General features: G+C 74.0%; 22 protein-coding genes. 15 read left to right on the top strand and 7 right to left on the bottom strand.

What is annotated here, in order from left to right:
• Nucleotides 1-55 precede the first annotated feature (55 nt).
• Nucleotides 56-1,003 (bottom strand): serine hydrolase, encoded by a 948-nt coding sequence (locus ACFF45_RS13420; RefSeq protein WP_381345976.1) that lies wholly within the window; start codon nucleotides 1,001-1,003, stop codon nucleotides 56-58.
• A gap of 162 nt (nucleotides 1,004-1,165) precedes the next feature.
• Between ACFF45_RS13420 and ACFF45_RS13415 the strand changes: the two genes are divergently transcribed.
• Nucleotides 1,166-1,906 (top strand): SseB family protein, encoded by a 741-nt coding sequence (locus ACFF45_RS13415; protein WP_381345974.1) that lies wholly within the window; start codon nucleotides 1,166-1,168, stop codon nucleotides 1,904-1,906.
• Here ACFF45_RS13415 and ACFF45_RS13410 read toward each other — a convergent pair.
• On the bottom strand, nucleotides 1,903-2,250 hold the full coding sequence (locus tag ACFF45_RS13410; RefSeq protein WP_381345972.1) for a DUF1844 domain-containing protein: 348 nt from the start codon (nucleotides 2,248-2,250) through the stop codon (nucleotides 1,903-1,905). The genes ACFF45_RS13415 and ACFF45_RS13410 overlap by 4 nt on opposite strands.
• Nucleotides 2,251-2,611: 361 nt before the next feature.
• Here ACFF45_RS13410 and infC point away from each other — a divergent pair, with 361 nt between their 5' ends.
• From infC to ACFF45_RS13360, 10 genes are all read left to right on the top strand, one after another.
• The gene (infC, locus tag ACFF45_RS13405; protein WP_189699607.1) at nucleotides 2,612-3,274 is read left to right on the top strand and encodes a translation initiation factor IF-3; all 663 of its coding nucleotides are present in this window, start codon (nucleotides 2,612-2,614) and stop codon (nucleotides 3,272-3,274) included.
• A gap of 110 nt (nucleotides 3,275-3,384) precedes the next feature.
• Nucleotides 3,385-3,579, top strand: a complete 195-nt coding sequence (gene rpmI, locus ACFF45_RS13400) for a 50S ribosomal protein L35 (RefSeq protein WP_007829094.1) — start codon at nucleotides 3,385-3,387, stop codon at nucleotides 3,577-3,579.
• Between the two features lie 96 nt (nucleotides 3,580-3,675).
• On the top strand, nucleotides 3,676-4,059 hold the full coding sequence (rplT, locus tag ACFF45_RS13395; RefSeq protein ID WP_004933571.1) for a 50S ribosomal protein L20: 384 nt from the start codon (nucleotides 3,676-3,678) through the stop codon (nucleotides 4,057-4,059).
• 199 nt (nucleotides 4,060-4,258) lie between these two features.
• Nucleotides 4,259-5,107 (top strand): TrmH family RNA methyltransferase, encoded by an 849-nt coding sequence (locus ACFF45_RS13390; RefSeq protein ID WP_381345971.1) that lies wholly within the window; start codon nucleotides 4,259-4,261, stop codon nucleotides 5,105-5,107.
• 53 nt (nucleotides 5,108-5,160) lie between these two features.
• Nucleotides 5,161-6,297: a sensor histidine kinase gene (locus tag ACFF45_RS13385; RefSeq protein ID WP_381345969.1), complete on the top strand. Its 1,137-nt coding sequence runs from the start codon at nucleotides 5,161-5,163 to the stop codon at nucleotides 6,295-6,297.
• A gap of 136 nt (nucleotides 6,298-6,433) precedes the next feature.
• On the top strand, nucleotides 6,434-7,555 hold the full coding sequence (gene pheS, locus ACFF45_RS13380; protein ID WP_381345967.1) for a phenylalanine--tRNA ligase subunit alpha: 1,122 nt from the start codon (nucleotides 6,434-6,436) through the stop codon (nucleotides 7,553-7,555).
• On the top strand, nucleotides 7,555-10,071 hold the full coding sequence (gene pheT / locus ACFF45_RS13375) for a phenylalanine--tRNA ligase subunit beta (RefSeq protein ID WP_381345965.1): 2,517 nt from the start codon (nucleotides 7,555-7,557) through the stop codon (nucleotides 10,069-10,071). Before pheS ends, pheT begins: the two co-directional genes overlap by 1 nt.
• Nucleotides 10,072-10,239: 168 nt before the next feature.
• On the top strand, nucleotides 10,240-11,031 hold the full coding sequence (locus tag ACFF45_RS13370; RefSeq protein ID WP_381345964.1) for a PP2C family protein-serine/threonine phosphatase: 792 nt from the start codon (nucleotides 10,240-10,242) through the stop codon (nucleotides 11,029-11,031).
• A gap of 240 nt (nucleotides 11,032-11,271) precedes the next feature.
• A complete protein-coding gene (locus ACFF45_RS13365) occupies nucleotides 11,272-12,612 on the top strand; it encodes an NsdA family TPR-like regulatory protein (protein ID WP_381345962.1) in 1,341 nt (446 codons plus the stop codon).
• Between the two features lie 141 nt (nucleotides 12,613-12,753).
• Complete coding sequence (locus ACFF45_RS13360; RefSeq protein WP_381345960.1) at nucleotides 12,754-13,353, top strand: NUDIX domain-containing protein; 600 nt, start codon at nucleotides 12,754-12,756, stop codon at nucleotides 13,351-13,353.
• On the opposite strand, the gene ACFF45_RS13355 is transcribed toward ACFF45_RS13360, so the two are convergent.
• On the bottom strand, nucleotides 13,301-13,558 hold the full coding sequence (locus ACFF45_RS13355) for a hypothetical protein (protein WP_381345959.1): 258 nt from the start codon (nucleotides 13,556-13,558) through the stop codon (nucleotides 13,301-13,303). The genes ACFF45_RS13360 and ACFF45_RS13355 overlap by 53 nt on opposite strands.
• 180 nt (nucleotides 13,559-13,738) lie before the next feature.
• A complete protein-coding gene (locus ACFF45_RS13350) occupies nucleotides 13,739-14,599 on the bottom strand; it encodes a 3-hydroxybutyryl-CoA dehydrogenase (protein WP_381345958.1) in 861 nt (286 codons plus the stop codon).
• Between the two features lie 175 nt (nucleotides 14,600-14,774).
• Here ACFF45_RS13350 and ACFF45_RS13345 point away from each other — a divergent pair, with 175 nt between their 5' ends.
• On the top strand, nucleotides 14,775-15,998 hold the full coding sequence (locus tag ACFF45_RS13345; RefSeq protein ID WP_381345957.1) for a glycoside hydrolase family 10-like protein: 1,224 nt from the start codon (nucleotides 14,775-14,777) through the stop codon (nucleotides 15,996-15,998).
• Nucleotide 15,999: 1 nt separating this feature from the next.
• Here ACFF45_RS13345 and ACFF45_RS13340 read toward each other — a convergent pair whose 3' ends face one another.
• Entirely contained in the window at nucleotides 16,000-16,200 is a 201-nt protein-coding gene (locus tag ACFF45_RS13340; RefSeq protein ID WP_141309290.1) for a DUF1918 domain-containing protein, read from the bottom strand.
• Nucleotides 16,201-16,287: 87 nt separating this feature from the next.
• A complete protein-coding gene (locus tag ACFF45_RS13335) occupies nucleotides 16,288-17,202 on the bottom strand; it encodes a DMT family transporter (protein WP_381345955.1) in 915 nt (304 codons plus the stop codon).
• Here ACFF45_RS13335 and ACFF45_RS13330 point away from each other — a divergent pair.
• From ACFF45_RS13330 to ACFF45_RS13320, 3 genes are all read left to right on the top strand, one after another.
• Nucleotides 17,201-18,685 (top strand): aminotransferase-like domain-containing protein, encoded by a 1,485-nt coding sequence (locus ACFF45_RS13330; protein WP_381345953.1) that lies wholly within the window; start codon nucleotides 17,201-17,203, stop codon nucleotides 18,683-18,685. The two genes, ACFF45_RS13335 and ACFF45_RS13330, sit on opposite strands and share 2 nt — an antisense overlap.
• 31 nt (nucleotides 18,686-18,716) lie before the next feature.
• On the top strand, nucleotides 18,717-19,145 hold the full coding sequence (locus ACFF45_RS13325) for a DoxX family protein (RefSeq protein ID WP_381345951.1): 429 nt from the start codon (nucleotides 18,717-18,719) through the stop codon (nucleotides 19,143-19,145).
• 139 nt (nucleotides 19,146-19,284) lie between these two features.
• Nucleotides 19,285-19,965, top strand: coding sequence for a histidine phosphatase family protein (locus ACFF45_RS13320; RefSeq protein WP_381345950.1), 681 nt, complete (start codon nucleotides 19,285-19,287; stop codon nucleotides 19,963-19,965).
• On the opposite strand, the gene ACFF45_RS13315 is transcribed toward ACFF45_RS13320, so the two are convergent.
• Nucleotides 19,868-20,311 (bottom strand): DUF6314 family protein, encoded by a 444-nt coding sequence (locus tag ACFF45_RS13315; protein WP_381345948.1) that lies wholly within the window; start codon nucleotides 20,309-20,311, stop codon nucleotides 19,868-19,870. The two genes, ACFF45_RS13320 and ACFF45_RS13315, sit on opposite strands and share 98 nt — an antisense overlap.
• Nucleotides 20,312-21,324 lie beyond the last annotated feature (1,013 nt).

The raw sequence follows: 21,324 nt of genomic DNA, 5'->3' as shown, positions 1-21,324 counted from the left end.
TGCCCCACCTGCCACCGCGACATACCGCCCCCGACACCCACATGACCAAGCACTACTAGGGGGTGCCGGACGCGGTGGCGGAGGCCGGCGGCCGGCCGGTGAACACCGACACGGCCGCGCACGCCGCCGCCTCGACCAGCGAGACGCCCTTCTCCATGGTCGTGTTGCCGTCCGACAGCACGGCCACCAGGCGGACGCGGCCGTCGACGGTCACCCGGCCGACGCTGTTGACGTCCCACCGGCCGGTCGCGCTCCGCGGCAGCCAGCCGTTCTTCAGGGCCCACGCCGGCCCGTCCGCGGCCGCCGACACCCCCCACCGCTGACCTTCCGCGATCCGCCCCATCAGCCGCGCCAGGTACGACCGCGACGCCGCGTCGAGCTCCGAGTCCGCCGTGAACACCTGGCGCAGCAGGACGAGCCGGTCGGCCGCCGTGGTCCGGGTCAGCCCCCACAGCATCCCGTCACCGCCCTCGGTGCCGGTCAGACCGAACCGCGCATTGGCGGCGTCCAGCCCCTCCGCCCCGCCGATCGCCCGCCACAGCGCCGACGCGGAGTCGTTGTCGCTGCGCTCGATCATCGCGGCGGCGTACGACCGCTCCGCCGCCGTCAGGTCCCGGTCCGCGTCCTGCGCCTGGAGCAGCAGCGCCGCCAGGATGTCCACCTTGACGACGCTCGCGGTGTCGAAGGCGCCGTCGCCGTACACGGCGCTCTCCCCGGACTCCGGGTCCAGGACCGCCACCGACACCTCGGCCCCGTCCTCGACCGGCACGGCCGCCATGGCCTCGGCCAGCAGCGCCGCACGGTCCACCGTCGGCCGTGTCACGGCATCCACCCCCGCCTCCCCGCTCGCCGGCACCGACGCCGACGGTGTCACGGCCGACGATACGGCCCGTGCCCCGGGGTGGGCCCGCACGAACACCGTCCCCGCCGCCGTACCGCCGAGGGCGACCGCGGCCGCGACGGCGGCGCAGACCACGACGCGGCGGGCTCTGGGAAACTCCATGGCGCGATCCTGGGGGCGGCGCCTGTGCGGGCCGTTACAGCCAGGTGAGATCTGTGTCAGGGACGGCTGAGAAAGCGGTGAGCCGGGTGGCGGCCGTGTTTCCGGGCCCGCACGGCCCCGCGGGATCGGCCCCGCGGGATCCCCCCGATAGGGTCGGTGACCGTGGCGAACAAGAACATCCCCGACCCCGGCTTCTCCGACGACGACGGTTCCGCCGATCCCCGGCTGAGCGCGGCGCTCGCGGCCTGGGCCGAGGACCGCACCGCCGTGGCACCCGTGCTGGCCGCGCTGAAGGGCGCCCGGCTGCTGGTCCCGGTGGTCGCCGTGCTCGGCGAGGCCGAACAGGACGAGAACGGGCTGCGCCGCGAGAAGACCAGCGACATGGCCGTCCCCACCCTCAAGGCCGGCGGCCGCACCGCCCTGCCCGCCTTCACCTCCACCGACGCGCTGGCCCGCTGGGACCCGCAGGCGCGCCCCGTGGCCGTACCGCTGCACCAGGCCCTGCAAGCGGCGGCGCACGAGAAGGCGGACACGGTCGTGCTGGACCTGGCCGGTCCGGTGCCGTTCGAGCTGACCGGTCCCGCGCTGCTGGCGCTGGCGGAGGGGCGGACGAGCACCGACCCGCTCGCCGACCCGGCGGTCCTCGCGGCGGTCCGGGCCGCCGTGGCCGCCGAGCCCGCCGTGCTCCGCGCCCACCTCGGGCCCGGGCCGGCGGACGGCACCCTGGCCCTCGTCCTCGACCCGGCCGCCGCCCCCGCCGAGGCCGCCCGTGCCGTGGCCGGGCGCATGGCCGCCGACGAGACACTGCGGGCCCGCCTGGTGCGGGGCCTCGACCTGGCACTGCTGCCGGCCGGGACCACCCCTCCGGGCGAGCCCCTGTACGTGCGGGAAGAGCAGGTCTAGCCGTAGACCGGACCCGTGTACTTCTCGCCCGGGCCCTGGCCCGGGTCGTCGGGGACGAGGGACGCCTCGCGGAACGCCAGCTGGAGGGACTTCAGCCCGTCCCGCAGCGGGGCCGCGTGGAAGGAGCTGATCTCGGTCGTGCTCGCGTCCAGCAGCCCCGCGAGGGCGTGGATCAGCTTGCGGGCCTCGTCCAGGTCCTTGTGCTTCTCGCCCTCCTCGGTCAGACCGAGCTTCACCGCGGCCGCGCTCATCAGGTTGACGGCGACCGTCACGATCACCTCGACCGCGGGGACCTCGGCGATGTCGCGGGTCATGGCGTTGAAGTCGGGCGTCTCTTCACTCATGCCGTTCACCATAGGGGCAGCGCGGGGACCGGCCCCAGTCGGCCTCGGTTAGCCGTTCCGGGGCCGAGCTGCTAACCTTGTGTAACGACCGGTCGGACACGTATGCCTCACGGCTCGCGAGTCCGGCCCACAAGTGGAGGCTTTCGAACTCCCACCCGACCGCCCTCCGGGCGGCGGGTCACCGGTCAGGCGGCCCCGCCCCCAGCGGCGGCAACCGCCCGAAAGTGCGCCCCGCGGTCACCGCGGCGGTCGCTCCGGTAGTTCGAGGAGCCCCGCCTGTGATCGTCCGGGGCATTTTTTGTGCTTCGGCGCGGTTAGGTCTTACGAACACAGACGTTACGCGGCTGTCCGCCAGACCGCCGTGTGGTGCTACCGAGGAGGATCCATCAGCGCCGAGCCCCGCATCAACGACCGGATTCGCGTTCCCGAGGTGCGACTTGTCGGTCCCAGTGGCGAGCAGGTCGGCATCGTGCCGCTCGCGAAGGCACTGGAGCTTGCCCAGGAGTACGACCTCGACCTGGTCGAGGTCGCGGCGAACGCCCGTCCGCCCGTGTGCAAGCTCATGGACTACGGGAAGTTCAAGTACGAGTCGGCCATGAAGGCCCGTGAGGCGCGCAAGAACCAGGCGCACACGGTCATCAAGGAGATGAAGCTCCGGCCGAAGATCGACCCGCACGACTATGACACCAAGAAGGGTCACGTCGTCCGGTTCCTCAAGCAGGGCGACAAGGTCAAGATCACGATTATGTTCCGTGGACGCGAGCAGTCCCGGCCCGAGCTGGGTTACCGGCTGCTGCAGCGCCTCGCGGAGGACGTCCAGGACCTCGGTTTCGTCGAGTCGAACCCGAAGCAGGACGGCCGCAACATGATCATGGTCCTCGGTCCGCACAAGAAGAAGACCGAGGCGATGGCCGAGGCTCGCCAGGCGCAGGAGGCCCGCAAGGCGTCCGCGAAGGCCAATCCCGGCCGCTCGCAGAACCCCGCCGATGCCGAGGCCCCCGCCGAGGAGCCCGCCGAGGCGTGATCCCCGGGACGACAGTCCCAGGACGTAACCGAAACAAGAGCGACGCTCCACCGTGCCCGGTTTTCGCGACCGGGCACCGGAGCGCCACCGATCGAGGAGAGAACGGCGCTATGCCGAAGAACAAGTCGCACAGCGGTGCCAGCAAGCGCTTCAAGGTCACCGGCTCCGGCAAGGTGCTCCGTGAGCGCGCCGGCAAGCGCCACCTGCTCGAGCACAAGTCGTCCCGTCTGACGCGTCGCCTCACCGGCAACGCCGAGATGGCCCCGGGCGACGCCAAGAAGATCAAGAAGCTTCTCGGCAAGTGACGCGCCGGCGCCCCGAGCGCCGTGCGTCTGGACCGGGACCCAATCGTTTCCGGGCCGTGTGAGGACACCCACGGCCCCGCTACAAGGAGTTAACAAGTGGCACGCGTCAAGCGGGCAGTCAACGCCCACAAGAAGCGCCGGGCGATCCTCGAGCAGGCCTCCGGCTACCGCGGTCAGCGTTCGCGCCTGTACCGCAAGGCCAAGGAGCAGGTCACCCACTCGCTGGTCTACAACTACAACGACCGCAAGAAGCGCAAGGGTGACTTCCGCCAGCTGTGGATCCAGCGCATCAACGCCGCTGCCCGCGCGAACGGCATCACGTACAACCGCTTCATCCAGGGTCTGAAGGCCGCCAACGTCGAGGTCGACCGCAAGATCCTGGCCGAGCTCGCCGTGAACGACGCCACCGCGTTCGCCGCGCTGGTCGAGGTCGCGCAGAAGGCGCTCCCGGCGGACGTCAACGCGCCGAAGGCCGCGTGACGCAGCTCCGGGCGTGAGCCGAAGCCGTCGTGACAGAACGGACCCGCGGGTTTGCCTGCGGGTCCGTTGCTCTGTGAGGAGCGGCCGGCCCGGCAGCGCCGGAGGTTTCTGTGAGGAGCGGCCGGTTCGGCACCGCCGGACCGCGCCGTCGTGGTCGAGCGCCGTTGCGGCGGAGAAGTCGTTGTGAAGGTGAGCTGAGATGTCCCCCGCCGTTCCCGAGCTGATCTCCCCCCACTCCCCCCGGGTCCTGGCCGCGCGGCGGCTGGCCAGGCGGAACTTCCGGGGCAAGGAGCGGCTGTTCCTCGCGGAGGGGCCGCAGGCCGTGCGGGAGGCCGGAGCGCAGCCGGGGACGCTCGTGGAGCTGTTCGCGACCGTCGAGGCCGCCGAGCGGTACGCCGACATCATCGGCGCCGCCCGGGACGTCGGCGCCCGGGTGCACCTCGCCTCCGAACAGGTGATCGCCGACATCTCCACCACCGTGACCCCGCAGGGGCTGGTCGGGACCTGCCGGTTCCTGGACACCCCCTTCGAGAAGATCCTCGCCGCCCGGCCCCGGCTCGTCGCCGTGCTCGCGCACGTGCGGGACCCGGGCAACGCCGGAACCGTGCTGCGCTGCGCGGACGCCGCCGGCGCCGAGGCCGTCGTGCTGACCGACGCCTCCGTCGACCTGTACAACCCCAAGGCCGTGCGGGCCTCGGTCGGCTCGCTGTTCCACCTGCCGGTCGCCGTCGGGGTGCCCGTCGAGCGGGCCGTGGCCGGGCTGAAGGAGGCCGGGGTGCGGATCCTCGCCGCCGACGGGGCCGGACGGCACGACCTCGACGACGAACTCGACCAGGAGACCATGGGCGGGCCGACCGCCTGGGTCTTCGGCAACGAGGCCTGGGGCCTGCCCGAGGAGACCCGCGCACTCGCCGACGCCGTCGTGCGCGTCCCGATCCACGGGAAGGCCGAGAGCCTGAACCTGGCGACCGCCGCGGCCGTATGCCTCTACGCGTCGGCCCGGGCGCAGCGCGCGCCCGGAGGCTGCCGCTCCGTCACCGGAAACTAGTAGGGTGACCGGCTCGGGGGCCTCCTGCGCCGTCTGAGAGGTGGAGTACGCGGATGAGCGTCGGCACGAGCAGCGCTCCGGGGGAACGGGACGTCAGGCGCCCGGCCGCGGCCCGGTACGGCGATCACACCGAGCTCGGCGTCGACCCCGACGACCTGCCCGACGGCCTGGTCGTCGCCGACGAGCACGGCCATGTCATCTGCTTCAACGCCGCCGCCGAACGGATCACCGCCGTCGCCGCCACCGACGCCCTCGGGCAGCGGCTCGACCGGGCGCTGCCGTTGGAGGACCTGGAGGGCCGGCGCTGGTGGCAGCTGACCGACCCCTACGGCGGCCTGGCCACCCGGGTCCGGCAGCCCGAGCGGAACCTGCTGCTGCCGGGCGGGCGGGAGGTGCTCGTCTCGGCGCGCTACGTCCGCAGCGGCCCCACCGGCCCAGTCCGCCGGGTCGTCGTCTCGCTGCGGGACACCGAGGCCCGGCGCCGCACCGAGCGCAGCCACGCCGAGCTGATCGCCACCGTCGCCCACGAGCTGCGCTCGCCGCTCACCTCCGTCAAGGGGTTCACGGCCACGCTGCTGGCCAAGTGGGAGCGGTTCACCGACGACCAGAAGCGGCTGATGCTGGAGACCGTCGACGCCGACGCCGACCGCGTCACCCGGCTCATCGCCGAGCTGCTCGACATCTCCCGGATCGACTCCGGGCGGCTGGAGGTGCGCCGCCAGCCCGTCGACATCGGCGCCGCCGTCGGCCGGCACATCCAGGCGTACGTCGCGGCGGGCCTGCCCGCCGACCGGTTCCTGCTCCGCGTCGAGCAGCCGCTGCCCGACCTGTGGGCCGACCCCGACAAGGTCGACCAGGTGCTCAGCAACCTGCTGGAAAATGCGGTGCGGCACGGCGAGGGAACCGTCACCATCGACGTCACGCCCGCCGCGTCCCCGCGCGAAGGAGAGGACGCCGGCACGTCGGTCACCGTGAGCGACGAGGGTACCGGCATCCCGGAGGAGTCCATGAACCGCGTCTTCACCCGTTTCTGGCGGGGCAGCAAGCGCGGCGGCACCGGCCTCGGGCTGTACATCGTCAAGGGCATCGTCGAGGCCCACGGCGGCACCATCACGGTCGGCCGCGCCCCCGGCGGCGGCGCGGAGTTCCGATTTACGCTGCCCGTGGCGGCCCCGGCGTATCTCGCCTGACGGCCACGGGCGCGTCCGCGGATCCCCACCCCGTTAGACTCGGCCTTTGGCACCCATGTGTCCCGAAAGCCGTGACGCACTGTCCGCGAGTCGCTGACGGGGACCTCCAGCCAGCCAATCGGAAGCACGGGAAGAGATGTCGGCACCCAATAAGTCGTACGACCCAGTCGAGGTCGAGGCGTTGAAACCGGAAGAGATCGAGCGCATGCGGGACGAGGCGCTCGCCGCCTTCGCCGCCGCGGACTCCCTCGACGCGCTCCAGGAGGCCAAGGTCGCCCACACCGGCGGCACCTCCCCGCTGGCGCTGGCCAACCGCGAGATCGGCGCCCTGCCCCCGCACGCCAAGGCCGAGGCCGGCAAGCGCGTCGGTCAGGCCCGCGGCGCCGTCAACCAGGCCCTGGCCGCCCGCCAGGCCGAGCTGGAGGCCGAGCGGGACACCCGGGTGCTGGTCGAGGAGGCGGTGGACGTCACGCTGCCGTACGACCGTGTGTCCGCGGGCGCCCGGCACCCGCTGACCACGCTCTCCGAGCGCATCGAGGACATCTTCGTGGCCATGGGCTACGAGGTCGCCGAGGGCCCGCAGGCCGAGGCCGAGTGGTTCAACTTCGACGCGCTCAACATCGGCCCGGACCACCCGGCGCGCGGCGAGGCCGACACCTTCTTCGTGCAGGGCCCCGAGGGCGGCTCCGAGTCCGGTGTCGTGCTGCGCACCCACACCTCGCCGGTGCAGGTCCGCTCCCTGCTGGAGCGCGACCTGCCGGTGTACGTGATCTGCCCCGGCCGCGTGTACCGCACCGACGAGCTGGACGCCACGCACACCCCCGTCTTCCACCAGGTCGAGCTGCTCGCCGTCGACGAGGGCCTGACCATGGCCGACCTCAAGGGCACCCTGGACCACATGGTCCAGTCGCTGTTCGGCGAGGGCATGAAGACCCGGCTGCGGCCGAACTTCTTCCCGTTCACCGAGCCGTCCGCCGAGATGGACATGGTCTGCTACGTCTGCCGCGGCGAGTCCGTCGGCAACCCCGACCGGCCCTGCCGCACCTGCTCCAGCGAGGGCTGGATCGAGCTGGGCGGCTGCGGCATGGTCAACCCTCGGGTGCTCACCGCCTGCGGCGTCGACCCGGAGAAGTACAGCGGCTTCGCCTTCGGGTTCGGCATCGAGCGGATGCTGATGTTCCGCCACAACGTCGAGGACATGCGAGACATGGTCGAGGGTGACGTCCGGTTCACCCGGCCGTTCGGGATGGAGATCTGATGCGGGTCCCGCTTTCCTGGCTGCGGGAGTACGTCGACCTGCCGGAGACGGAGACCGGTCGTGACGTGCAGGCCAAGCTCATTTCGGCCGGTCTGGAGGTCGAGACCGTCGAGCACCTCGGCGCCGACCTCAAGGGCCCGCTGGTCGTCGGCCAAGTGCTGACCATCGAGGAGCTGGAGGGCTTCAAGAAGCCGATCCGCTTCTGCACCGTCGACGTCGGCCGGGCCAACGGCACCGGCGAGCCCCAGGAGATCGTCTGCGGCGCCCGCAACTTCTCCGTCGGCGACAAGGTCGTCGTGGTCCTGCCCGGCGCCACCCTGCCCGGCGGCTTCTCGATCTCCGCCCGCAAGACGTACGGCAAGACGTCCCACGGCATGATCTGCTCCAGCGACGAGCTGGGCATGGGCGACGACGGCACCAAGGGCATCATCGTGCTGCCGCCCGAGACCGAGGTCGGCAGGGACGCGATCGAGCTGCTGGAGCTGGTCGACGAGGTGCTGGACATCGCCGTCACCGCCAACCGCGGCGACTGCCTGTCCATCCGCGGCGTCGCCCGCGAGACCGCCATCGCCTACGGCCTGCCGCTGCGCGACCCGGCCCTGCTCGACGTGCCGGCGCCGAACGCCTACGGCTACCCGGTGAAGGTCTCCGAGCCTACGGGCTGCGACCGCTTCACCGCCCGGACCGTCTCCGGGCTGCTCCCCGAGGCCCGCTCCCCGATCTGGCTCAAGCGCCGGCTGCAGAAGGCCGGCATGCGCCCGATCTCGCTCGCCGTCGACGTCACCAACTACGTGATGATGGAGCTCGGCCAGCCGCTGCACGCCTACGACCGCTCCCTGGTGCAGGGCCCCATCGGGGTCCGCCGGGCCGCGGAGGGCGAGAGGATCGTCACCCTGGACGGCGTCGAGCGGACGCTGCACGCCGAGGACCTGGTGATCACCGACGAGCGCGGCCCCATCGGCCTCGCGGGCGTCATGGGCGGCGCCGACACCGAGATCGCGGACCACGAGAACACCGAGGGCGCCACCACGGACGTGGTGATCGAGGCCGCGCACTTCGACGCGGTGTCCGTCGCGCGCACCGCCCGCCGCCACAAGCTGTCCTCCGAGGCCTCCCGCCGCTTCGAGCGGGGCGTCGACCCGCAGGCCGCGGCCGCCGCCGCGCAGCGCACCGTCGATCTGCTGGTGCTGCTCGCGGGCGGCACCGCCGACGCCGGGGTCACCGAGGTGATGGCGCCGTCCGCGCCGCACACCGTCACCGTTCCGGCCGACCACCCGGACAGGGTCGCGGGCGTCACCTACGGCCGCGAGACCGTGGTGCGCCGGCTCCAGGAGATCGGCTGCGACGTCCACGGGCAGGACGAGCTGATCGTCACCGTGCCGTCCTGGCGGCCGGACCTGCTGGAGCAGAACGACCTCGCCGAGGAGGTCATCCGGCTGGAGGGCTACGAGAACCTGCCCTCCACGCTGCCCAAGCCCCCGTCCGGCCGCGGCCTGACCCACCGGCAGCGGCTGCACCGCCGGGTCGGCCGGGCGCTGGCCGGGGCCGGCTACGTCGAGGCACCGAACTACCCGTTCGTCAGCGAGCAGGTCTTCGACCAGCTCGGCCTGGACGCCGCCGACCCCGCCCGCCGCGTGGTGAAGCTGGTCAACCCGCTCAACGACGAGGAGCCCGCCCTCCGTACGTCGCTGCTGCCGGGCCTGCTCGGCGCGCTGCGCCGCAACGACGGCCGCGGCTCGCACGACCTGGCGCTGTTCGAGACCGGGCTGGTCTTCCTGCCGCGCGCGCAGCAGAGCGCCGCCGCGGCGCACCTGCCCGTCGACCGCCGCCCGGCCGACGAGGAGCTGGCGGCGCTGAACGACGCGCTGCCCGAGCAGCCGCGCCATGTCGCCGTCGTCCTCGCGGGCGCCCGCGAGCAGGCCGGCTGGTGGGGCAAGGGCCGTACCGGCGACTGGGCCGACGCGGTCGAGGCCGCCCGCACGGTCGCCCGCGAGGCCGGTGCCCGGCTCGTGGTGCGCAAGGGCTGGTACGGCCCGTGGCACCCGGGGCGCTGCGCCGAGCTCGTGGTCGCCGCCGGCTCCACCGAGCGGGTCGTCGGCCACGCCGGTGAGCTGCACCCGCGCGTGCTGAAGGCGCTGGGCCTGCCCGCGCGCACCTGCGCGATGGAGCTGGACCTGGACGCCCTGGAGCAGGCCGGCGACGGCACGCCGCAGGCGCCGAGCATCTCCGCCTTCCCGGTGGCCACGCAGGACGTCGCCCTGGTCGTCGACCAGACGGTGGCGCACGCGGACGTCGAGGCCGCGCTGCGCGAGGGCGCGGGCGACCTGCTGGAGTCCATCCGGCTGTTCGACGTGTACGAGAACGCCGAGCAGATCGGCACGGGCCGCAAGTCCCTGGCGTACGCGCTGCGGTTCCGGGCCGGTGACCGCACCCTGACCGTGGACGAGGCGTCCGCCGCGCGGGACGCGGCGGTGGCGCTGGCCGCGCAGCGCACGGGGGCGGAGCTGCGCAGCTGACGCCGCCGGGGGCGACGGGCCGCTGCCCGGCGGCGCCCCCGCCCCCGGCTCACTCGTTCGGGTGGGAAGCGTCGGTGATCTGGTCCTGCCGGGCCGCACGGCGACACAATCGGACCGGCCCTTCGGGGCCGGTCTGCGCTGTTTCGGCCTACCTGGGGGGCCATCGGCATGATCGGTACCAGCGCTCTGCCCCGCCCGCTGCCCCCGTGCGTCGGCGGACTGGGGGTCGCCGCCGCCCAGCTGCCCGCCGGCTGCCGGTCCGCGGCGGGCGGCGACCTCTGCGAGGTGGTCGGCACCGCGCACGGCGTGCGGGTCCTGATGGGCGACGTACGAGGGCACGGCCCGGACGCCTCCCGGGCGGCCGGCGCGGTGCTGGACGGCTTCCACGGGGTCGCGCACGAGCCCGGCCTCGGCCGGGTGCTGCACGGTCTGCAGGAGGCGCTGGCCCAGCACCTGCGCGGGCGCCCGCCCGACGAGCGGGCCGAGGAGTTCGTCACCGCCCTGCTGCTGGAGATCGGCCCGGACGGCGAGGTGCGCGCGCTCAACTGCGGGCACCCCTGGCCCTACCGGCTGGGCGGGCCGGGGGCAGAGCCCCTGTCCCGGGCCGAACCGCTGCCGCCGCTCGGCGTGTTCCCGCTGCCGGCCGACCCGCTCGCCGTGCGGCTCGGCGAACTGCACCCCGGTGAGGCCCTGTTCCTCTGCACGGACGGCGCCGAGGACGCCCGGGACGCGCAGGGCCGGTTCTTTCCGCTGGCGGACGCGCTGGACGAGGCCATGGCCGGCGGCGCCGTCTCACCGCGGGCCGTGGTGGGCGGCGTCCTCACGCGCCTGTTGCGGCACACCCGCGGCAGACCGCCCGACGACGTGGCCCTCCTGGTGCTGCACCACTCCTGGTGCGACGCGGCGGACGCCGCCCCGGACACCCCGCGGCAGCGCGCGGAGCCGCGCGACCGGCCGTGAACGGCGCGCGGCCGCTGACACACCGCCGCCCCCCGGTCCGCCGCCCGGTCCCTGGCCGGGCCACCGCTGTACGAGGGGGGAGCCGGTGGCCCGGCCGGCCTCTTGCGAGGCAGTTCAGTCAACCGCTTCGCCACTCTCCGCAACAGCGCGCGCACGCCCCGGATGCGGGCACTCCGTTCACACCCCGTGTGAAGCCGCATTCACTACGCTGTCGGCACCGAGCCACCCGGGGGGCCTCCCATGCAGCCCAACACTCTGCTCGACGCGATCCTGGACGAGGCGGGGATCTCGCACGCCGGTCTCGCGGCACACGTGAACCAGGCCGGACGGGCGCGAGGGCTCGCGCTGCGCTACGAGCACACCGCCGTGGCGCGGTGGCTGAAAGGCCAGCGGCCGCGCGGTCAGGTGCCCGACCTGATCTGCGAGGTGCTCGCCGCCCGGCTGCACCGGTCGGTCACCCTGGACGACATCGGCCTCGGCGTCCCGGGCCGGCCCGCCACCCCGCACGCCACCTCGCTGTCCGGGTTCGTCGAGCGGGCCACCGCCCTGTGGCGCTCCGACGAGCAGCAGCGCCCGCACGTCCTCGGCGCCCCCGCGGTCACCGGCACGCCCGCCGTGATGCCGGTGTGGGAGTGGGAGAACCCGCCCGAGGACGTGGACGTCTCGCGCGGCGGCCGGCACCGGGTCACCCCGGCCGACATCGAGATGCTGCGCGCCGCCCGCGCCCACTACGAGCTGATGTACCGCAAGGCCGGCGGCGTCGCGACCCGCGCCCGGATCGTGGGCTTCCTCAACTCCGAGGCCGCGCCCCTGCTGCGCGGCGGCTACCCCGACGCCACCGGCCGCCAGCTGCACCGTGCCACCGGCGGGCTGGTGGCGATCGCCGGGATCTGCGCGTACGACTCGGACGCGCACGGCCTCGCCCAGCGCTATTTCCACCAGGCGCTGCGGCTCGCCAAGGCCAGTGGTGACCGGGGACTCGGCGCGTACGTGATCGCGCTGCTGGTCAACCAGTCGCTGTTCATGCGGGAGTACCGTCAGGCGGTCGCCTTCGCCGAGGCCGCGCTGCGCGCCGCCGGCCGGCAGATCACCCCCGCGCTCGCCTCCGACCTGTACGCGATGCAGGCGAAGGCGTACGCCCACCTCGGCGACGGGACGAGCGCGCTGTCCTGCATCCGGCGGGCCGAGCGGGCCGCCGAGCGCATCCGGCGCGGACTCGAACCCGACGAGACCGGCTATGTCCAGCCGGGCCTGGTCAACGTCCAGGTGGCGGAGGCGCTGCTCAGCCTCGGCGAGCTGGCGGCCGCCGGGGAGCACGCCGCGGCCGCCGTAAACACCCCCGCGCACGACCGGGGCCGGGTGCACCGGCTCGCCATGCTCAGCACCGTCGAACTGCGCCGGGGCGACGCGGAGAAGGCGGTGGCCACGGCGGTGCGGATGGCCGAGCAGGCCCGTGGCATGGAGTCCCAGCGGCTGCGGGACAGACTCCGGGCGGTACGCGAGCGCCTGGCGCGCAGCGGCGGCGCGGGCACCGCCGAGGCGGCCGAACTCATCGACGGTGCCCTGCGCGTACCGCTCTAGTGCCGCGGCACCAGGCGTCCCCGCCGTCTGCGGCGTCCTAGCTGTCCCTGCTGTCCCTGCTGTCCCTGCGGTTCCCGCGGGAACTTCGCGCACAGTCCCTGCTGCGATATTGCCACTTACTCGACGGAAGGTGGCAGAACCGTGCAGTGGACGAAACAGAACGAACAAACTGTGTATGAAAACCGCTGGTTCCGGGTCAACCTCGCGGACGTGGAGCTGCCGGACGGCCGGCACCTCGACCACTTCCTGATACGGCTGCGGCCGGTCGCCGTGGCCACGGTGGTGAACGAGGCGAACGAGGTCCTGCTCCTGTGGCGCCACCGCTTCATCACCGACACCTGGGGCTGGGAACTCGCGGCGGGCGTCGTCGAGGACGGCGAGGACGTCGCGGCCGCCGCCGCCCGGGAGCTGGAGGAGGAGACCGGCTGGCGGCCGGGCCCCCTGCGGCACCTGATGAGCGTGGAGCCGTCCAACGGCCTCACCGACGCCCGGCACCACGTCTACTGGGCCGACGAGGGGGAGTACGTCGGACATCCGGTGGACGACTTCGAGTCGGACCGCAGGGAGTGGGTGCCCCTCAAGATCGTCCCCGACCTGGTCGCCCGCGGCGAGGTCCCGGCCGCCGGCATGGCGGCCGCGCTGCTGTTGCTGCACCACCTCAGGCTGGGTCAGGACACGCTGCCCCGGCCTACCGCCCCAGGGCCTGCCAGAGGGACACGGCGAGGGCGCCCACGGCTGTGAGCGCCGCGACCGAGGGCAGCGGCCAGCGGGCGTGTTCGAGGGTGACGAGCCGGGTGTTCAGCTCGTCCAGTTCCTTGGCGGTCTCCTCGGTGCGGTGGTTCAGCAGTGCCAGTCCGCCCTCGACGCGGACATAGGCCACGTCGAGCCGGCGGCGTAACTCCGCGAGCTCACCCTGGGCTACCGAGTGCTCGGGATCGGCGGTCACGAACCGCTCCTTTCCGTAGTCGTCTCACATCCCTTACATGCTCATCATGAGTGAACCGCCCTGGTGGGCGCCGGGGGAGCGTGTGGGCGGGGCATATGCGAGCCCGCCGCGCACACGGTGTGTGAATGGGTCGGGCCCGGCACCCCCAGGTGCCGGGCCCGACGGGCGTCACGCGGGTGATCAGCCGTAGGTGTAGAAGCCCGAGCCGCTCTTGCGGCCCAGCCGGCCGGCGTCCACCATGCGCTGGAGCAGCGGGGGAGCGGCGTACAGCGGTTCCTTGTACTCCTCGTACATGCTGTGCGCCACCGAGGCCACCGTGTCCAGGCCGATCAGGTCGGACAGCTTCAGCGGGCCCATCGGGTGGGCGCAGCCCATCTCCATGCCGTTGTCGATGTCCTCCCGGCCCGCGATGCCCGACTCGAACATCCGGATCGCGGAGAGCAGGTAGGGGATCAGCAGGGCGTTGACCACGAAGCCGGAGCGGTCCTGGGCGCGGATGCCGTGCTTGCCCAGGACCTTCTCGGTGAACAGCTGGGCCCGGCCGAGCGTGCCCTCCGAGGTGGTCAGCGCCGGGATCAGCTCGACCAGCTGCTGCACGGGGGCCGGGTTGAAGAAGTGGATGCCGACGACCTGGTCGGGGCGCGAGGTGGCGACCGCCAGCTTCACCAGCGGGATGGAGGAGGTGTTCGAGGCCAGGATGGCGTCCGGGCGGGTCACCACCTGGTCGAGCACCTGGAAGATCTCGGTCTTGACCTGTTCGTTCTCGACGACGGCCTCGATCACCAGATCGCGGTCGGCGAACTCGCCGAGGTCGGTGGTGAAGCTCAGGCGCGCCTGCGTCGCGGTCAGCTCCGCCGCGCTGATCTTGCCGCGCTCGGCTGCCTTGGACAGCGAGGTGAACAGCCGGGTCCGGCCGATCTCCAGGGCCTCGCCGGTGGTCTCGGCGACCTTCACGTCCAGTCCGGCGCGGGCGCACACCTCGGCGATGCCCGCTCCCATCTGGCCGCAGCCCACCACTCCGACGCGCTCGATGTCGGTCACATCGTCCCCTTCGCTGTTCGAGGCCTGTGGGGCAGGTCCGCCGGGTCGCCGGTGCCTGCTCCGTTCGTGCACGTTACCGGTAAGTATCGATGATCGATCGCCGGGGGCGGGGCATGCTGGGCCGCGGAGACGGTCCGTGACCGAGCGGATCCGCACTGCTAAGGGGTGATCGTCCATGGGACGCCTGTCGCGCCGGGCCTTCGCGCTGGCCGCGCTGTCGACGGTGGCGCTGCCGGGCGACGTGGGCGCGGCCCCCGCGCGGCGGCCCCGCGCCGCCGAGGAGATGCGGGGCGTGTGGCTGGCCACGGTGACCAACCGGGACTGGCCCTCGCGCCCGGGCCTCAGCGCCGACCAGCAGCGCGCCGAGCTGCTCGCCCATCTCGACACGGCGGCCCGGCGCGGACTGAACACGGTGATCCTCCAGGTGCGGCCGACGGCCGACGCGCTGTGGCCCTCGCCGTACGAGCCGTGGTCGCAGTACCTCACCGGCACCCAGGGCCGGGACCCCGGCTGGGACCCGCTCGGCACGGCCGTCGCCGAGGCGCACGCCCGGGGCCTGGCGCTGCACGCCTGGTTCAACCCGCTGCGGGTCGCGGTGCACGCCGACCCGGGCCGCCTGGCCGCCTCCCACCCGGCCCGGCGGCACCCCGAGTGGGTGGTGCCGTACGGCGGGAAGCTCCACTACGACCCGGGGCTGCCGGAGGTCCGCGCGTTCGTGCAGGACGCGATGATGGACGCGGTGGCGCGGTACCCGGTCGACGCCGTCCACTTCGACGACTACTTCTACCCGTACCCGGTGGCCGGCCAGACCTTCGACGACGACGCCTCCTACGACGCCCACGGCGGTGCCTTCCCCAGCCGTGCGGCCTGGCGGCGCGACAACATCGACCGGCTGGTGCGCGACACCGCCGCCCGCATCGAGCGGATCCGCCCCGGCACCCGGTTCGGGATCAGCCCGTTCGGGGTCTGGCGCAACGCCTCCACCGACCCGCTGGGCTCGGACACCCGGGCGCTCCAGTCGTACGACGACGTGTACGCCGACACCCGCAAGTGGGTGCGGGAGAACTGGATCGACTACATCTGCCCGCAGCTGTACTGGCACATCGGCAACTCCGCCGCCGACTACGCCGAGCTCGTGCCCTGGTGGGCGGAGGTCGCCCGGGGCACCGGGACGCAGCTGTACGTGGGGGAGGCGCTCTACAAGGCCGGTGACCCGGCCCAGCCGGCGCCCTGGCAGGACCCGGCCGAACTGTCCCGGCACCTGACGTACGCCCGCGACCACCCCCAGGTGCGCGGGCACGTCTACTTCGCCGCCCGGGAGATGGCGGCGGATCCCCACGGAGCGATGGCGCGGGTGATCGCCGACCACTACGGGCAGCCGGCGACGCCCCCGCGCTGAATCACTGCCCGGTGGTGGTTTCCCTGTGCCGGATCTCGGTGTCGGGGCCCGGTGAGCACAGCCCCTCGTGCCCGTCCTGGAAGCGGACGCGGTACGGGGGTTCGCCCTTCTGACCCAGCACTTCGACGATCTCGCCGACCTTGTCGTGCTGTCCGACCACCCTGCCGTGCTGGACAAGCTGGTCGCCCACGCTTGCGCGCATCTGGGGCCTCCTGACGATGTGCGGGAGCTGCGGTCCGTGACGTGGAGTCCACGGCGGCCCGCGCCGGTCCACCGGCGCGAACGCCGTTCATCCTCGCGCCCGTTGCGTGACGGCGATGCAGACGAGCACGGCCGCGGCCGTCAACGGGGCGGCCACGGTCAGGTGCTCGCCCAGCAGCAGCACCGACCACACCAGTGTGAGCAGCGGCTGTGCCAACTGCAACTGGCTGGCCTTGGGGATGCCGACGGCCGCCATGCCCCGGTACCAGACCACCAGGCCCAGGAACTGCGAGCCGGCCGCGACCCACAGCACCCCCGTCACGCTGTGGAAGGTCAGCCGCACCGGCTCGTACGACAGGGTCAGCGCGGCGGCGGGCAGAGCGAGCGGCAGGCACAGCACCAGCGCCCAGCCGATCACCTGCCAGCCCGGCATGACCCGGGCCAGCCGCCCGCCCTCGGTGTAGCCGGCGGCGCACACCAGCAGCGCCGCGAAGAGGTACAGGTCGGCGGTGGACAGGGCGCCGCCGCTCTGCTGGACCGTGAACGCCAGCACCGCGGCCGCGCCCGCGAGCGCCGCGGCCCAGAAGGTGCGCGAGGGGCGGGTGCCGACGCGCAGGGCGGACAGCAGCGCGGTCGTCAGCGGCAGCAGGCCCACCACCACGGCGGCGTGCGCGGTGGTCGAGGTCCGCAGGGCCAGGGTGGTGAGCAGCGGGAAGCCGAGGACGACCCCACAGGCGACGACCGCCAGCCCCGGCCAGTGCCGCCGGTCGGGCAGCGGGACGCGCAGGGCCAGCAGGCAGGCGCCCGCGATCAGCGCCGCGAGCACCGACCGCACGGCCACCAGCGACCAGGGCCCGAAGCCCTCCAGCCCCCAGGCGGTGGCCGGGAAGGTGAGGGAGAAGGCGGTGACGCCGAGGGCGGCCTGGAGGGTGCCGGAGGAGGACCGCGGACGGCCGCTGACTGCTATCCGGGTCGGTGCGGTAGCGCTACTCTTCGCTCTCATGCAAGAGCGTAGCAGCGTCAGTGAACTGGCGAACCGGTTGCGGCAGGAGCTGAACCACTACTCTCCCGATGGAAAGCTCCCGTCCAGCCGGGCCCTCGTGGAGCGGTTCCGGGTGAGCCCGGTGACCGTGTCCCGGGCCCTCGCCCAGCTCGCCGCCGAGGGGCTCGTGGTCACCCGGCCGGGCGCCGGCGCCTTCCGGGCCCGGCCGCGCACCGGGGGCGCCCCGGCCGGCGACACCTCGTGGCAGGAGGTCGCGCTCAGCGCCGACGGCGCCGCCGAACTCGTCCCGCGCACCGTGGACGCCTCCGGGGTCACCGTCTCGCTCGCGGCGCCGCCGCCGGGGGTGATCGAGTTCAACGGCGGCTATCTGCATCCGTCGCTGCAACCGGAGAAGGGCATGGCGGCGGCGCTGTCCCGGGCCGGCCGGCGCCCTGGCGCGTGGGGACGGCCGCCGCTGGAGGGGCTGCCGGAGCTGCGCGCCTGGTTCGCGCGGAGCATCGGCGACACGGTCACGGCGGCCGAGGTGCTGATCACGTCGGGCGGCCAGTCGGCGCTGACGACGGCCCTGCGCGCGCTGGCCCCGCCCGGCGCGCCGGTCCTGGTCGAGTCGCCGACCTACCCGGGCATGCTGGCGATCGCCCGCGCGGCGGGCCTGCGTCCCGTGCCGGTCCCGGTGGACCCGGACGGGGTGCGGCCGGAGCTGCTGGCCGACGCGTTCCGGGCCACCGGGGCCCGGGTCCTGGTCTGCCAGCCGCTGTTCCAGAACCCCACCGGCGCGGTGCTCGCGCCCGAACGGCGCGGCGAGGTGCTGCGGATCGCCCGAAAGGCCGGGGCCTTCGTGGTCGAGGACGACTTCGTGCGGCGGCTGGTGCACGCGGACGCCGGGCCGCTGCCGCGCCCGCTGGCCGCCGACGACCCGGACGGGGTGGTGGTGCACGTCTGCTCGCTCACCAAGGCGACCTCGCCGAGCTTCCGGGTGAGCGCCCTGGCGGCGCGCGGTCCGGTGCTGGAGCGGCTGCGCGCCATCCAGGTGGTCGACACCTTCTTCGTGCCCCGGCCCTTGCAGGAGGCGGCCCTGGAACTGGTCGGCTCGCCCGCCTGGTCCCGCCATCTGCACACGGTCTCGACGGAGCTGAAGGCCCGCCGGGACGCGATGACGGCCGCGCTGGGGCTCCACCTGCCCGAGCTCGCCCTCCCGCACATCCCCTCCGGCGGCTACCACCTCTGGCTCCGCCTGCCCGACGGCACCGACGAGCCCGCCTTCACCGCGGCCGCCCTCCGCTCCGGAGTGGCCCTCGCCCCCGGCCGCCCCTACTTCAGCGCCGAGCCCCCGGCGGCCCACGTCCGGCTCAGCTTCGCCGCGGTGGCCGGGGCGGCGGAGATCGCCGAGGGGGTGCGGCGGCTGCGGGCGGCCGGCGACGAGGTGCTGCGCGGTACGGGCGTCCGGCCGGACCGCGCGCAACCGGGGGCTACCGTGCAGTAACATCGCGGCCACGTCGTCCCGAGGAGGCACCGTGCCCCGGTCCCAGCGCTCGCCCCTGTTGCTCGCCGGTCTGCTCGCGACCGCGGGGGTGGCCCACTTCGCCGCGCCGCGGCAGTTCGACGCGATCGTCCCGCGGTCCCTGCCCGGCTCGCCGCGGGCCTGGACGTACGCGAGCGGCGCCGTGGAGCTCGCGCTGGCGGCCGGACTGGCCGTGCCGCGGACCCGGCGGGCCACCGCGCGGGCGACGGCGGCGTTCTTCGTCGGGGTCTTCCCGGCCAACGTCCGGATGGCCCTGGACTGGGCCGACCGGCCCGCCCCGCTGCGGACCGCGGCCTGGGCGCGGCTGCCGCTCCAGGCCCCGCTGGTGCTGTGGGCGCGCGGCGTCGCCCGTCGGGCGCCCGCCGGGCCGCCGGACACCGTGCGCCCCGGCCTTCCCCGGCCTGCGAGCCCGCCGGCCTGAGCGCCTCGCCGCCGGAGCGGGCGCGGGAGTGGACCGCGCGGCGTCTCGCATGCGTTCGTCCGGCTGATCACGGTTCTCCGGCACGGGTGCGCGCCACCTCCATAACGCCCGCGTAACAGGCTCCTGACCGGTCCACTCCGTGGGCCCACGATCCCCGCATGGCACTTCGGGCACCTTCGTCACCGCCGCGCGTGGCGCCCCGCTGTCGGCGGAACGCTTCGAGGACGACCGGCCGCTGGACCAGGCGGGCTGGGAGGAGGTGCAGCGCGCCGCCCGCGACCTGGTGCCGCTGGCGGAGGCGGAGCTGCGCTACTGCCCGCGCAGCCGCGCCACCGGCGACGCCCTCGGCTACGCGCCGCCGGCGCAGCTCGCCCTGCGCGACTGCGGCATGGGCCGCTGGCGCGGGCTGACGCCGGGCGAGGCGATGGCCCGCGAGCCGCAGGCGGTGGACGCCTGGCTCGCCGACCCCCGCGTCACCCCGCACGGCGGTGAGTCGCTGCTCGCGTTCATCGCCCGCGTCGGCCGCTGGCTGGACACCCGGCCCGTCGAGGACGGCGGCCGGATCGTCGCCGTCACCGAGCCCTCGGTGATCCGCGCGGCCCTGGTGTACGCCCTGAAGGCGCCGCCCGCGACCTACTGGAGCATCGACGTGTGCGCCCTGTCCACGACCACCGTCACGGGCCGCGCGGGACGCTGGAGCCTGCGGCTGGAGAGCGGTCGGCTCAGCCGGCGCGCGCGTAGTCCGTCGTCAGCACCAGGTCCTTCGCCGGGCCGCGCACCCGCCACACCGTCCGCCAGTGGTCGGCGTCCCGGACCGTGAACTCCCCGCGGTAGAGGTCGGCCGCGCACGGGTGGCCGGCGAGGTACCGCCCGGTGGTCAGGTCGAGGTCGTGGAAGGGGCGGCCGTCGGCGAAGCGGACCTCGGCCGTCCCGCGCGACGGCCCGGGCAGGTAGCGCAGCGTCCGCTCGGCCGGGCGGGCCACGCCCCGCCAGACGAACGTGCCGGACTCCTCGTGCAGCAGGCCGTCGCCCGCCTGCGGCCCGAACACCGTCGTGCCCTCGAACCGGCCCTCGTCGCCGCTCGTGAGGTCCCGCACCGACCGTGCCACCCGCCAGCGGCCGGCCAGGTACGCCAGCACATCCGGCACTGGCCAGAACTCGCCCATCCCGTCCCGCTCCCCGTCCCGTCCGTCACCGCGCGGCCCATTGACGCGCCCGCGCCCCCTCCCTATCTTGCCGTTCGCAGTCTTGACCAGCGTCCGGCATACCGAACAATCGCTGTCCGGGCACCTCCTCCCACCGAGCCGCGGAGTACCCAATGTCACGCACCCGCTGGAGACTCGGCCTGAGGTCAGGAACGCGACATGGGCCGCTACCGCGTCGGCGACCGCGAGGTCGAGGGCCTCGATCAGGTCGGTGCCGATGTCCTGGCCGACGGACCGGTGCGGGATGGGCCAGTGGCCGATCCGTGGGCGCGGGCCGCGACGCTGGGGAAGACTCGCCGTCTGCGGCGTCGTGGGGTGCTGGTCTCCCTGCCCTGTGACGTCCAGCGGGGCGGTCTTCCGCAGGCGGAGCCGGGTGGTGGTCAGCCAGCCCCGAGGTGAGGACGGGAGTCCTCCGGGCCCAAGAGCCCGCCAGGCGCGGTAGTCGGGCCGGGCCCGCACGCCGGTGACTGCGGCGGCGAGGAGCGCTGTGAGAACGGCCCGGAGCGGCCGACGGCACGAGGGTGAGTGCATTACGTGCTCCAGGAGAGCGGATGAGGAAGAGGAGTGGGCGGCGCCGTCCAGGACGCGCGGCCGGGTGGGCGGGCCGCGGCAACGCCGCCGCCCGGGGCGACGGCGTGTTGGTCACGTTACTGGAGCCTGCCCGTCCTCCGGCTCGGCGGGCGGGGCGGCACCGCCTCACGGGCACCCTCTCCGCCGGCGGGGGAACCGGACCGTGCGCCGACACGGGCAGCGCGACCTCGGGGCCACTGGCCGACCGCACCACCGTCCGACTCCGCGGTGACGCGGCAGAGACTTCGTCCCCGAGCCCGGCGTGACCGCACCGGGGGCGACGAGGTCGCGCAGCCGGGCGAGGTGCGACCACATGGCCCGGGGCGCAGCGCGAATCGGCCCAGATCAACTCTCGTGAGGGCACTTGCCCGCCACCTCGAACGCGCAGCCCGACAAGTCCAGTG

The sequence above is a fragment of the Streptomyces cinereospinus genome (genome assembly GCF_042430725.1).
GTDB classification, from domain to species: Bacteria; Actinomycetota; Actinomycetes; order Streptomycetales; family Streptomycetaceae; genus Streptomyces; species Streptomyces cinereospinus.
The sequence above is the reverse complement of the archived record's forward strand: the minus strand, read 5'-3'. Positions and strand labels throughout refer to the sequence as shown.